The 12,988-nt window shown below is 69.8% G+C and carries 8 protein-coding genes; 6 read left to right on the top strand and 2 right to left on the bottom strand.

What is annotated here, in order from left to right:
- Positions 1-95 precede the first annotated feature (95 nt).
- A complete protein-coding gene (locus tag OCJ37_RS08980; RefSeq protein ID WP_263113299.1) occupies positions 96-1,508 on the bottom strand; it encodes a class II fumarate hydratase in 1,413 nt (470 codons plus the stop codon).
- Between the two features lie 515 nt (positions 1,509-2,023).
- A complete protein-coding gene (locus OCJ37_RS08975) occupies positions 2,024-3,013 on the bottom strand; it encodes a YiiG family protein (protein WP_263113298.1) in 990 nt (329 codons plus the stop codon).
- Positions 3,014-3,223: 210 nt separating this feature from the next.
- Here OCJ37_RS08975 and purB point away from each other — a divergent pair, with 210 nt between their 5' ends.
- The 6 genes from purB (at position 3,224) to lpdA (ending at position 12,851) form a co-directional block, all read left to right on the top strand.
- Positions 3,224-4,591 carry an adenylosuccinate lyase gene (purB, locus tag OCJ37_RS08970; RefSeq protein ID WP_263113297.1) on the top strand — a complete coding sequence of 456 codons (1,368 nt, stop codon included), beginning with the start codon at positions 3,224-3,226 and terminating at the stop codon, positions 4,589-4,591.
- 259 nt (positions 4,592-4,850) lie between these two features.
- The gene (locus tag OCJ37_RS08965; protein WP_263113296.1) at positions 4,851-6,107 is read left to right on the top strand and encodes a ribosomal protein uL16 3-hydroxylase; all 1,257 of its coding nucleotides are present in this window, start codon (positions 4,851-4,853) and stop codon (positions 6,105-6,107) included.
- A gap of 9 nt (positions 6,108-6,116) precedes the next feature.
- Complete coding sequence (locus tag OCJ37_RS08960) at positions 6,117-7,022, top strand: GNAT family N-acetyltransferase (protein WP_263113295.1); 906 nt, start codon at positions 6,117-6,119, stop codon at positions 7,020-7,022.
- A 180-nt stretch (positions 7,023-7,202) separates the two neighbouring features.
- A complete protein-coding gene (locus OCJ37_RS08955) occupies positions 7,203-10,028 on the top strand; it encodes a 2-oxoglutarate dehydrogenase E1 component (protein ID WP_263113294.1) in 2,826 nt (941 codons plus the stop codon).
- 44 nt (positions 10,029-10,072) lie between these two features.
- The gene (sucB, locus tag OCJ37_RS08950; RefSeq protein WP_263113293.1) at positions 10,073-11,296 is read left to right on the top strand and encodes a dihydrolipoyllysine-residue succinyltransferase; all 1,224 of its coding nucleotides are present in this window, start codon (positions 10,073-10,075) and stop codon (positions 11,294-11,296) included.
- Positions 11,297-11,408: 112 nt separating this feature from the next.
- Entirely contained in the window at positions 11,409-12,851 is a 1,443-nt protein-coding gene (lpdA, locus tag OCJ37_RS08945) for a dihydrolipoyl dehydrogenase (RefSeq protein ID WP_263113292.1), read from the top strand.
- Positions 12,852-12,988: the final 137 nt, after the last annotated feature.

Here is a 12,988-nt window from a genome sequence, read left to right as displayed (position 1 = left end):
AGCGAGCCGGCATCTCGGTTGCCCGGTCGCTTTCAACCCCGGCACGCCGACCGCGCGTGGCACGGCACCCGCCGCGCCATGCGTCAACGCCAGCCTCAGCCCCCGCCGCCCGCGCCGGCGTGGATGCCGCCCCTGGTCAGTGCCGCCGGATCGAGCAGCTTGCGCAGCTCGGCCTCGCCCAGGCCGCTGTCCTCGATCGCGATCTCCAGCACCGGGCGGTTCTCCTTGTAGGCGCGCTTGGCGATCGCCGCCGCCTTCTCATAGCCGATGATCGGGTTCAGCGCGGTGACCAGGATCGGATTGCGGTCCAGCGCCTCGCGCACCCGCTCCTTGCGCACCTTCAGCCCGGCGATCGCCGAATCGGCCAGCAGTCGCGACACGTTGGCCAGCAGGCCGATCGAGTCCAGCAGGTTGGCCGCGATCAGCGGCAGCGCCACGTTCAACTGGAAGTTGCCGGTCTGCCCGGCCACGGTGATCGCGGTGTGGTGGCCGATGACCTGCGCGCAGACCATCACCGTGGCCTCGGGAATCACCGGGTTGACCTTGCCCGGCATGATCGAGCTGCCCGGCTGCAGCGCCGGCAACTCGATCTCGCCCAGCCCGGCCAGCGGCCCGGCGTTCATCCAGCGCAGGTCGTTGGCGATCTTGATCAGCGCCACCGCCAGCGCATTGAGCTGGCCGGACAGTTCCACCGCATCGTCCTGCGCGGCCAGGCCTTCGAACTTGTTCTCGGCGCTGTCGAACTTGCAGCCGGTCAGCGCGGACAGGGCCTTGGCCACCTTGCTGCCAAAGCGCGGGTCGGCGTTGATCCCGGTGCCGATCGCGGTGCCGCCCAGCGGCAGCCGGCGCAGGCGCTTGAGGCTGTCCTGCAGCCGCTCCTGCGCCGAGGACAGCTGCGCCGACCACGCCCCGAACTCCTGGCCGAAGGTCAGCGGCATCGCGTCCATCAGGTGCGTGCGTCCGGTCTTGACCACCTTGTCCAGGTCCCTGGCGCGCCGGTCGATGACCTTGCGCAGGTGCTTGAGCGCCGGCAGCAGCTGTTCCTGCGTGGCCAGCTGGGCGGAGACGCGGATCGCGGTCGGCACCACGTCGTTGGAGCTCTGGCCGAGGTTGACGTGGTCGTTCGGATGCACCGCCGGCGCGCCCGGCTTGGCCGCGCGCGTGGCCAGCGTGGCGATGACCTCGTTGGCGTTCATGTTGGACGAGGTGCCCGACCCGGTCTGGTAGATGTCGATCGGGAAATGCGCGTCGTGCCGGCCGTCGGCCACCTCCAGCGCCGCCGCCTGCACCGCCTTGGCGACGGCCTTGGGCAGCAGTTCCAGCTCGGCGTTGACCCCGGCCGCGGCGGCCTTGATCAGGCCCAGCGCGCGGATGAAGCCGCGCGGCATCGGCTGCCCGGAGATCGGAAAGTTCTGCACCGCACGCTGGGTCTGGGCGCCCCACAGCGCCTCGGCGGGCACCTGCAACTCGCCCATGCTGTCGTGCTCGACCCTGAAGTTGTCACTCATTGCGCAATCTCCGCATCTGCAAAAGAGGAATCCACCCGGCGCTGTCGCGAGGGACGTCCGGGGAGGCAGGCTGGCGGAGCTGCGGCTGGCGCGCGCATTATCCGCGGCGCAGCGCCCGGCGTCAGCAGTGTGCGCCAGCGGATGTTAGCAAGGCCTGGAGGCAGCGCTGGGCGCCGCGGCGCTGGCCGGCGACGCCGACGCGCTCCGCTACCTGCGCGGCCCTGGCGCGCCATGCGGCCACGCGGCGCGGCGCACCTCGTCCGCGCCAGCCATGCCGCTGCCGGCTGCGCACTGCGCAGCGGCGTGGACCACGCCGCGCCGTGATGGCAGTTGGGCCGTGGTGATGCCGGTCGAGCAGGTGCAAGCGCTTGGCACATCTGCGGCCGGATCGCCGCGACCGATCGGCAGTGCGTCAGTGCCGCGGCGACCGCGGCACCGCTCGGCGCGAGATCGCTGCGCCGGGCTTTCGTTCCAACGCAGCGACGGCGGCATCGCCGCACCGCCGGACGCGGCGACTACTGCCGGTTGCTCTGGAAGACCAGGTTGTTGTACGCCTTCAACAGCCGTCCCGGCGAGCCTTCCGGCGCCAGCGTCGGGTTGTCCAGCCAGCCCTGTTCCATGCGGCTGTACGGGGTCTTCTCGACGACCCGCTTGATCCGCGCCTTGCCTTCCTTGCGGAAGTTCTCCGCGGCCGTTTCGAAACTGTTCCAGTCGAGCTTGCCCGGCTCCTGCTCGGCGACCTTGGCGTGCGCCTCGTCGGAGAGCATGTTGAAGCCGTCGAGCAATGCGTTGGCCTTGGCGACATCGAACTCGTCCTCCTGCAGCAGGGCGACGATGTCCTTGGCCTCGAGCATCATCGACAGCCGGTAGAACTCCCGGGTGCGGCCTTCGGCCTGCTCCATCGCCTTGAGCTGCTCACGCTGCGCGGCGTCGTTCTGCGCGTCCAGTTCGTCGCTGAAGGCCTGGCTGGCGTCGGCGAACTGGGACAGGGCGGCCATCAGCGGCGCATGCAGCTGCTTGCCCTTGGCGAAGTGGTCGTCCTGGTAGTCCTCGCGCTCGTAGTAGTCGCGCACCTGGTTGCCGAGCGGCTGCAGCGTCTTCAGCGCGGCCGCATAGCGCTTGGCGGCCGTATCCAGCGCCGGCAGCGCGGGCGTGGCCGCGGCCGCCTGCGCGATCGGCGCGTCGCAGACCTTCATGTCGTACTCGTCGATCTTGGCAGGCCCGTACACGCTGGTTTCCTTGCCGGTCGGGCCGGCCTCGGGATCCTCCATCCAGCCGACGTAGGACTGCGCGCCGCGGTGGATGTCCGCATCGACCTTGTTGAAGCACTCGATGTACGCGTTGAGCTTGCGGGTCAGCGCGTCGTGCGCATCGCTCGCCGCGTGGTCGGCGGGCGCCTTGGCGCCATCTGGGGCGGCGGCGGTGGCCGGCGGCTTGCCGCCGCAGGCGACCAGGAACACGGAGACGGCAGCGGCCAGCGCTGCCAGGCGGAAGGAGGAATTCATAGGCGCACGTCCCTGTTGAAAACGGTTACAGCCGTGCATTCTAGCAACGCGCGCTGCACATGTCCCGACGCACGCAGTCGGGGACGGAGGTTCGGCCCCGCCGCAACGGTTACCCGTGCGCGCCGACACCCGGCGGCCCCCATTCCAGGCGTGGCCGGCGCGCGGCCGGCGTAGAATGTCGGCCCCACCGCTGCCGCCCTGCCCCTGCCCATGTCGGATTCCGCCCTGCTCGCCCTGTCCCCGCTCGATGGCCGCTACGCCGGCAAGGTCGATGCCCTGCGGCCGATCTTCTCCGAATACGGCCTGATCAGGGCGCGGGTGAAGGTGGAGATCGAATGGCTGCTGGCGCTGGGCGCCGAGCCGGGCATCGCCGAGCTGGCCGCGTTCTCGCCGACCGCCACGCAGCGGCTGCGCGCGCTGGCCGACGGCTTCGGCGTCGAGCACGCGGCCCGGGTCAAGCAGATCGAGCGCACCACCAACCACGACGTCAAGGCGGTGGAGTACTTCATCAAGGAGCAGCTCAAGGACGATGCCGAACTCGGCCCGGCGCTGGAATTCGTGCATTTCGCCTGCACCAGCGAGGACATCAACAACCTCAGCTACGGGCTGATGCTGGAGCAGGCCCGGCGCGAGGTGCTGCTGCCGACGCTGGACGGCGTGGTCGCCACCCTGCGTACGCTGGCCCACGCCCAGGCCGCGCAGCCGATGCTGTCGCGCACCCACGGCCAGACCGCCTCGCCGACCACGCTGGGCAAGGAGATCGCCAACGTCGTCGCGCGCCTGGAACGGCAGCGCCGGCAGATCGCCGCGGTCGAGCTGACCGGCAAGATCAACGGCGCGGTCGGCAACTACAACGCGCACGTGGCCAGCTACCCGGACGTGGACTGGCCGGCGTTCGCGCAGCGCTTCGTGGAGGGCCTGGGCCTGGTGTTCAACCCCTACACCACCCAGATCGAGCCGCACGACAACGTCGCCGAACTCGGCGACGCCACCCGCCGCGCCAACACCATCCTGGTCGACCTGGCCCGCGACATCTGGGGCTACATCTCGCTGGGCTACTTCAAGCAGAAGCTCAAGGACGGCGAAGTCGGCTCCTCGACCATGCCGCACAAGGTCAACCCGATCGACTTCGAGAACGCCGAAGGCAACTTCGGCATCGCCAACGCGCTGTTCGAGCATTTCAGCGCCAAGCTGCCGATCAGCCGCTGGCAGCGCGACCTGACCGATTCCACCGTGCTGCGCGCGCTCGGCACCGCGTTCGGCCACACCCAGGTGGCGCTGGATTCGCTGGCCAAGGGCCTGGGCAAGCTGACGGTGAACCCGGAGCGCCTGGACGCCGACCTGGACGCGGCCTGGGAAGTGCTGGCCGAGGCCGTGCAGACGGTGATGCGCCGCCACGGCCTGCCCAACCCCTACGAACAGCTCAAGGCGCTGACCCGCGGCCAGGGCATCACCGCCGCCTCGATGCAGGCCTTCGTCGAGAGCCTGGACCTGCCCGAGGACGCCAAGCAGCGCCTGCGTGCGCTGACCCCGGGCGGCTACACCGGCCTGGCCGAGCGCCTGGCGCGCGCGATCTGACCCAGGCCGCGGCGACGCCGCGGCATCGCCACCCACGTTGCGGATCCTGCGCCGCCGCATCCGCGGCGCAGGCAGCGGCGGCAGGCCGCCCGGGCCGGCGAACGCGCCCGCGCGGAATCCCGGCGGCCGTGCGGCGCCGGTCCTGCGCAGACATATCGCCGCGCCGAGCGCAATGCGCACGCACAACCCGGCGCGCGGCCGGCTGGGCGACAATGGCGGGCATCGCCGGCGCCGTTGCCGGTCTCCCCTGCCGGACCGCATGCCCATGAAGAAACCCGCCACCTTCCCGATCGACGTCGACGCCACCCGGCAGCACCCGCTGGGCATGCCGGCGGCGACCTTCCTGCGCGACTACTGGCACAAGCGCCCGCTGCTGATTCGCGACGCCTTTCCCGGCTTCGTCTCGCCGCTGGAGCCGGGCGACCTGGCCGGGCTGGCCTGCGAGGAGGCCGCGCTGTCGCGGCTGATCGTGCACGACCGCGCCGCCGACCGCTGGAGCGTGCGCAGCGGCCCGTTCGAGGAAAGCGAATTCCCCGGCATGCCCGACCACGATTGGACCCTGCTGGTGCAGGACGTCGACAAGTGGGACCCGGACGTGCGCGCGCTGCTCGAGCAGTTCCGCTTCCTGCCGCGCTGGCGCGTGGACGACGTGATGGTCAGCTTCGCCGCGCCGGGCGGCTCGGTCGGCGCGCACGTGGACCACTACGACGTGTTCCTGCTGCAGGCGCACGGCCACCGCCGCTGGCAGATCGACGCCAGCGCCTCCATGGGCCGCAAGGCGCCGCCGACCGGGTTCCGCGAGGACGTGGAGCTGAAGCTGCTGCGCGAATTCACCCCGACCCACGACTGGGTGCTCGGCCCCGGCGACATGCTGTACCTGCCGCCGCTGGTGCCGCACCACGGCGTCGCCGAGGACGCCTGCCTGACCTTCTCGGTGGGCATGCGCGCCCCGTCCTCGGCCGAGCTGATCGGCGACTACCTGGACACCTTGATCGACGGCGCCGACGAGGCGCTGCGCTACCACGACGAGGACCTGCAGGTGCCGGCCGACCCGTACGAGATCGACGCGGCGGCAATGGGCCGCGTGGTCGAGGCGCTGAACGCGCTGCGCATGAACGACCCCGACCGGCTCGGCGCCTGGTTCGGCCGCTTCATCACCACCTACCGCGCCGCCGGCGAGATCCTGCCGCCGGCCAACCCGCCGGCCGCCCAGGAAGTGGCCGCGGCGCTGGAACAGGGCCTGGTCCTGCAGCGCCATCCCTGGGCGCGTCCGGCCTGGCGCCGGGCCACGCGCGGCGCCACCCTGTTCTGCAGCGGCCTGGAATTCGCGCTGCCGCTCAAGGACGCGCGGCGCCTGGCCGCGGCCGACCACCTCGACGGCGCCGACTACGCGGCGCTGTCCGCCGCCGGCCGCGAGACGTTGCTGCAGCTGGTCGAGGCCGGCTTCTACCAACCGCTGGACGAGACCGGCGACGACGGCGACGATCACGGCGAGGACGCCAACGCCCAGGATTGAACCGCCGCCATGCCCACCGTCCCCGGCTTGCGCATCGATACGCTGGACCCGGCCCGCCAGGCGGGCGAACTGCAGGCGCTGCGCGCGCAGGCCGGCCTGCCGCTGGCGCAGGCGCCTGCCGAGGCGGCGCTGGATGCGCTGAGCCACCACGTGCTGGCCAGCGCCGACGACGGCCAGCCGCTCGGCAGCGCGCGGCTGAGTCCCGACCAGCGCATCGGCTGCATGGCGGTGTTGCCGGCCTGGCGCGGCCGCGGCATCGGCGGCGCGCTGCTGGCCGCACTGATCGAGGAAGCGCGGCGCCGGCGCTGGCCGCGGCTGGACCTGCAGGCGCCGCCGGCCACGCTCCCCTTCTACGCGCGGCACGGCTTCCTGCCGGTCGGCGCGCGCAGCGCCGGCGCCGACGGCAGCGAACGGCAACCGATGCGGCGCGTGCTCGATGGCGCCGCCGCGGTGGAGGATGCGGCCGCGGCGATCGCCGCCAGCGCCGCGCTGGTCGCGCAGGCGCGGCGCCAGTTGCTGATCTACAGCCGCGCGCTGGACCCGGGTCTGCTGGACAGCCCGCCGCTGCTCGACCAGCTGCGCCGCTTCGCGGTGGCCGCGCACGACAAGCAGGTGCGCGTGCTGCTGCACGACGCGGCCGCCCCGCAGCGCGCCGGCGCGCCGCTGCTGGCCCTGGCGCAACGCCTGCCCAGCGTGTTCGCGTTTCGCGAAGTGGTCGATCCGGTCGACCAGGGCTACGCCGCGGCCTACCTAGTCAACGACGGCGGCGGCTACTACTTCCGTGCGCTGGGTCACCGTTACGACGGCGAGACCGACCTGCTCGGCGGCGGCCGCGCGCGCCAGCTGCGCGAGGCCTTCGCGCGGGTCTGGGAGCGCTCGCGCGACTGCACGGAGCTGCGCGCGCTGGGCTGGTAGCGGCGCGCCGTCGCCGCCATGGCGCGATGGATGAACCCTGCGTAGCCCCTGTGTATCCGAAATGCACACCCCGGCTGGCTCATGGGGGTATAATTTTTTCGCTTGATTACGCCCGCGCAGGCCACGCGCCCGCCGGTTCCTATCGCAAGCCAACCCACAAAGCGACCCGACCCCACCATCGTGGACAATCTCCTAAAGCAGTTTGCGCAGTCATCGCAACTCGCCGGCGGCAATGCCGCCTATATCGAAGACCTGTACGAGCAGTACCTGGTCTCTCCCGACAGCATCGACCCCAAGTGGAAAACCTACTTCGACGGCTTCCAGGGCCGCGATGCCGGTGACGTGCCCCACTCGGCGGTCATCGCCCACATCGCCAGCGCCGCGCGCCAGGCCGCCAACAGCGGCACCAGCCCGGGCGGCGACGAGCGCGAGCGCCATGTCGGCCGCCTGATCACCGCCTACCGCTCGCGCGGCCACCTCGGCGCGCGCCTGGACCCGCTGGGCCTGACCCCGCCGGTGAACCCGCCGGACCTGGGCCTGCCGTTCCACAGCCTGTCGGAAAGCGACCTGGGCAGCGAGTTCAGCACCGGCGGCCTCGGCGGCCAGCCGCGGATGAAGCTGCGCGACCTGCTGGCGCGGCTGAAGGCGACCTACACCGGGTCGATCGGCGCCGAGTTCATGCACATCTCCGAATTCGAGCAGCGCCAGTGGATCTACCAGCGCCTGGAGAACGCCGGCGGCAACATCGCCGCCGACGCCGACAGCCGCCGCCGCACGCTGGAGCGGATCACCGCCGCCGAGGGCCTGGAGCGCTACCTGCACACCAAGTACGTCGGCCAGAAGCGCTTCTCGCTGGAAGGCGGCGATGCGCTGATCCCGATGATGGACGTGGTGGTGCGCCGCGCCGGCGCCGATGCGGTCAAGGACATCGTGGTCGGCATGGCCCACCGCGGCCGCCTCAACGTGCTGGTCAACACCCTGGGCAAGAACCCGCGCAAGCTGTTCGACGAGTTCGAGGGCAAGTTCGAGCACGCCCACGACGACCGCGCCCACACCGGCGACGTCAAGTACCACATGGGCTTCTCCGCCGACGTGGCGGTGGCCGACGGCAAGTCGGTGCACCTGGCGCTGGCGTTCAACCCCTCGCACCTGGAGATCGTCGACCCGGTCGTGGTCGGCAGCGTGCGCTCGCGCCAGGAACGCTACGGCGACGCCGCGCGCAAGACGGTGCTGCCGGTGGTGATCCACGGCGACGCCGCGTTCGCCGGCCAGGGCGTGGTGATGGAGCTGTTCCAGATGTCGCAGGCGCGCGGCTTCGCGGTCGGCGGCACCGTGCACATCGTGGTCAACAACCAGATCGGCTTCACCACCAGCGCCCGCGACGACGCCCGCTCCACGCTGTACTGCACCGACGTGGCGAAGATGATCGGCGCGCCGGTGTTCCACGTGAACGGCGACGATCCGGACGCGGTGGCGTTCGTGGCCAACCTGGCCTACGACTTCCGCCAGCAGTTCAAGAAGGACGTGGTCATCGACCTGGTCTGCTACCGCCGCTGGGGCCACAACGAGGCCGACGAGCCGGCGGCGACGCAGCCGGTGATGTACCAGACCATCCGCAAGCACAAGACCACCCGCGAGCTGTACGCCGCGCAGCTGGAAAGCGAGGGCGTGATCCAGCCGGGTGAGGCGCAGGCGCTGGTCGACAGCTACCGCAACAAGCTCGATTCGGGCGAGTACACCACCGAGCTGGCGACCCGCAAGCCGGACGACTTCGCCATCGACTGGAGCAACTACCTGTCCGGCAAGCTCGCCGACAAGGTCGACACCACGGTCAAGCGCAAGACCCTGGACCAGCTGGCCAAGATCATCACCACGATCCCGGCCGGCGTGGAACTGCACCCGCGCGTGGCCAAGATCTACGAGGACCGGGTCAAGATGGCCGCCGGCGACCTGCCGGGCGACTGGGGCTTCGCCGAGAACCTGGCCTACGCCACCCTGCTCGGCGAGGGCCACAAGCTGCGCCTGGTCGGCCAGGACGCCGGCCGCGGCACCTTCTTCCACCGCCACGCGATCCTGCACGACCAGAAGACCGACAGCTACTACCTGCCGCTGCGCCAGCTGGTCGAGAACCCGGAAGACGCCACCGTGATCGACTCGCTGCTCAGCGAGGAAGCGGTGATGGGCTTCGAGTACGGCTATTCGACCACCGATCCCAACGCGCTGTGCATCTGGGAAGCGCAGTTCGGCGACTTCGCCAACGGCGCGCAGGTGGTGATCGACCAGTTCATCGCCGCCGGCGAGGCCAAGTGGGGACGCATCAGCGGCCTGTCGCTGTTCCTGCCGCACGGCTACGAGGGGCAAGGCCCGGAGCACAGCTCCGCGCGCCTGGAGCGCTTCCTGCAGCTGTGCGCGCTGGAGAACATGCTGGTGTGCGTGCCGACCACCCCGGCGCAAGCGTTCCACATGATCCGCCGGCAGATGCGCATGTCCACGCGCAAGCCGCTGGTGGTGATGACGCCCAAGTCGCTGCTGCGCCACAAGCTGGCGGTGTCGACCCTGGAAGAACTGGCCGATGGCGAGTTCCAGCACCTGATCCCGGATGCCAAGGCCGATCCGAAGCTGGTCAAGCGCGTCGTGGCCTGCTCGGGCAAGGTCTACTACGACCTGCTCGAGGACCAGACCAAGCGCGGCCAGGACGACGTGGCGATCCTGCGCGTGGAACAGCTGTACCCGTTCCCGCGCGAGCTGCTGTCAGCCGAACTCAAGCGCTACGGCAACGCCACCGACCTGGTCTGGTGCCAGGAAGAACCGCAGAACCAGGGCGCCTGGTACCAGATCAAGCACCACCTGCAGGCCTGCCTGGCCGACGGGCAGAGCCTGCACTACGCCGGCCGCCCGCGCTCGCCGTCTCCCGCTGCCGGCCATTTCGCCGAGCATCTGGAGGAGCAGCTGAAGCTGGTCGCCGATGCGCTATTGAATCCGTTCAACGACCAAGTCGCTGAATAAACCTCCTTCACCTTCCAAAAGACACCACTAGGACGCCCTCTGCAATGGCCACCGAAGTCAAAGTTCCGGTACTGCCCGAATCCGTATCCGATGCCACCATCGCCAGCTGGCACAAGAAAGCCGGCGACGCGGTCAAGCGCGACGAGAACCTGGTGGACCTGGAGACCGACAAGGTCGTGCTGGAAGTGCCCTCCCCGGTCGACGGCGTGCTGAAGGAGATCAAGTTCGAGGCCGGCGCCACCGTGACCAGCTCGCAGATCCTGGCGATCATCGAGGAAGGCGCCAGCGCCGCCGCGGCTCCGGCCGCGGCCGAGGCCAAGGTCGCCGACGCGCCGACGCCGGAGGCCCCGAAAGCCGCCGCCGCGGCCGAAGCGCCGAAGGCCGCCAAGGTCGAGTCGGCCAAGGCCGCCGGCGACGTCTCCAGCCTGCCCCCGGGCGCGCGCTTCTCGGCCATCACCGAAGGCGTGGATCCGGCCCAGGTCGACGGCACCGGCCGCCGCGGCGCGGTGACCAAGGAAGACATCCTCAACTACGCCAAGAACGGCGGCGCCGGCAAGGCCGCCGGCGCGCGTCCGGAAGAGCGCGTGGCGATGACCCGCGTGCGCAAGCGCATCGCCGAGCGCCTGATGCAGTCGAAGAACTCGACCGCGATGCTGACCACCTTCAACGAGGTCAACCTGGCCAAGGTCTCGGCCGCGCGCAAGGAGCTGCAGGACGAGTTCCAGAAGGCGCACGGCATCAAGCTCGGCTTCATGAGCTTCTTCGTCAAGGCCGCCGCCAACGCGCTGCAGCGCTTCCCGCTGGTCAACGCCTCGATCGACGGCGAGGACATCATCTATCACGGCTACAGCGACATCTCGATCGCGGTCTCGACCGAGAAGGGCCTGGTCACGCCGGTGCTGCGCAACGTCGAGCGGCAGTCGTTCGCCGACATCGAGAAGGGCATCGCCGACTACGCCAAGAAGGCGCGCGACGGCAAGCTGAGCCTGGAAGAACTGCAGGGCGGCACCTTCACCGTGACCAACGGCGGCACCTTCGGCTCGCTGCTGTCCACGCCGATCATCAACCCGCCGCAGAGCGCGATCCTGGGCATGCACGCGATCAAGGAGCGTCCGATCGCCGAGAACGGCCAGGTCGTGATCGCGCCGATGATGTACCTGGCGCTGTCCTACGACCACCGCATCATCGACGGCAAGGACTCGGTGCAGTTCCTGGTCGACATCAAGAACCAGCTGGAAAACCCGGGCCGGATGCTGTTTGGCCTGTGATGAAAGCCGGGATTGGTGATTCGGGATTCGGGATTAGCGAGAGCGTCCCGGTCCCGAGCATCCTGCTTCTTGCGAATCCCCAATCCCGAATCCCTAATCTCGTGAGCGAAGAATGAGCGAACAAGAACAATTCGACGTCGTCGTCATCGGAGCCGGCCCGGCCGGCTACCACGCCGCCATCCGCGCCGCCCAGCTGGGCCTGAAGACCGCGTGCATCGACGCGGCGCTGGGCAAGGACGGCAAGCCGGCGCTGGGCGGCACCTGCCTGCGCGTGGGCTGCATCCCGTCCAAGGCGCTGCTGGATTCCTCGCGCCAGTTCTGGAACATGGGCCACCTGTTCGGCGAGCACGGCATCAGCTTCAAGGACGCCAAGATCGACGTCGAGGCGATGGTCGGGCGCAAGGACAAGATCGTCAAACAGTTCACCGGCGGCATCGCGATGCTGTTCAAGGCGAACAAGATCACCCCGTACTACGGCTTCGGCGAACTGCAGCCGGGCAACGTGGTCAAGGTCAAGCAGCACGACGGCAGCGAGGTCGCGCTCAAGGGCACCAACGTGATCATCGCCGCCGGTTCGGATTCGATCGAACTGCCGTTCGCCAAGTTCGACGGCGACGCCATCGTCGACAACGTCGGCGCGCTCGACTTCACCGAAGTGCCCAAGCGCCTGGCGGTGATCGGCGCCGGCGTGATCGGCCTGGAGCTGGGCAGCGTGTGGAAGCGCCTGGGCGCCGAGGTCACCATCCTCGAAGCGCTGCCCGACTTCCTGGCCGCCGCCGACGCCGAAGTGGCCAAGGCCGCGCTGAAGGAATTCAAGAAGCAGGGCCTGGACATCCATCTCGGCGCCAAGGTCTCCAAGACCGAGATCGTCGGCAAGGGCAAGAAGAAGGAAGTGGTGGTCAGCTACGCCGACGGCGAAGGCGAGAAGAGCCTGACCGTGGACAAGCTGCTGGTGGCCGTCGGCCGCCGCGCCGCGACCCGCGGCCTGCTGGCCGAGGGCACCGGCGTCAAGGTCAACGAGCGCGGCCAGATCGAGGTCGACGAACACTGCCACACCGGCGTCGACGGCGTGTGGGCGATCGGCGACTGCGTGCGCGGGCCGATGCTGGCGCACAAGGGCTTCGAGGAAGGCATCGCGGTCGCCGAACTGATCGCCGGCCTGCCCGGCCACGTCAACTTCGACACGATCCCGTGGGTCATCTACACCGAGCCGGAAATCGCCTGGGTCGGCAAGACCGAGCAGCAGCTCAAGGCCGAGGGCGTGCCCTACAAGACCGGCAGCTTCCCGTTCGCGGCGATCGGCCGCGCGGTGGCGATGGGCGAGCCGGCCGGCTTCGCCAAGGTCATCGCGCATGCCGAGACCGACCGCGTGCTGGGCCTGCACCTGGTCGGCGTCGGCGTTTCCGAGCTGGTCCACGAAGGCGTGCTGGCGATGGAGTTCAACGGCTCGGCCGACGACCTGGCGCGCATCTGCCACGCCCACCCGACCCTGTCCGAAGCGATCCACGACGCGGCGATGGCGGTGAGCAAGCGGGCGATCCACAAGGCCAATTGAGGCCGGGATTCGGGAGTGGGGAGTGGGGATTCGCAAAGGCGGCTCCTTTCCCCTTTCCAGTCCCGGCAACGGCGCGGCGCCGGGCGAGAGCCCGGCGTTGTGCTTTGCGGATCGCCGATATGGCATCAAGTGATTGA

The sequence above is a fragment of the Xanthomonas sp. AM6 genome, assembly GCF_025665335.1.
Lineage (GTDB): Bacteria > Pseudomonadota > Gammaproteobacteria > Xanthomonadales > Xanthomonadaceae > Xanthomonas_A.
This window is presented reverse-complemented; position numbering and strand designations above follow the sequence as displayed.

Coding starts and splice junctions, on each gene's coding strand:
- OCJ37_RS08980 (WP_263113299.1), bottom strand. CDS start 1,508: ATGAGTGACAACTTCAGGGTCGAGCACGACAGCATGGGCGAGTTGCAG.
- OCJ37_RS08975 (WP_263113298.1), bottom strand. CDS start 3,013: ATGAATTCCTCCTTCCGCCTGGCAGCGCTGGCCGCTGCCGTCTCCGTG.
- purB (WP_263113297.1), top strand. CDS start 3,224: ATGTCGGATTCCGCCCTGCTCGCCCTGTCCCCGCTCGATGGCCGCTAC.
- OCJ37_RS08965 (WP_263113296.1), top strand. CDS start 4,851: ATGCCCATGAAGAAACCCGCCACCTTCCCGATCGACGTCGACGCCACC.
- OCJ37_RS08960 (WP_263113295.1), top strand. CDS start 6,117: ATGCCCACCGTCCCCGGCTTGCGCATCGATACGCTGGACCCGGCCCGC.
- sucB (WP_263113293.1), top strand. CDS start 10,073: ATGGCCACCGAAGTCAAAGTTCCGGTACTGCCCGAATCCGTATCCGAT.
- lpdA (WP_263113292.1), top strand. CDS start 11,409: ATGAGCGAACAAGAACAATTCGACGTCGTCGTCATCGGAGCCGGCCCG.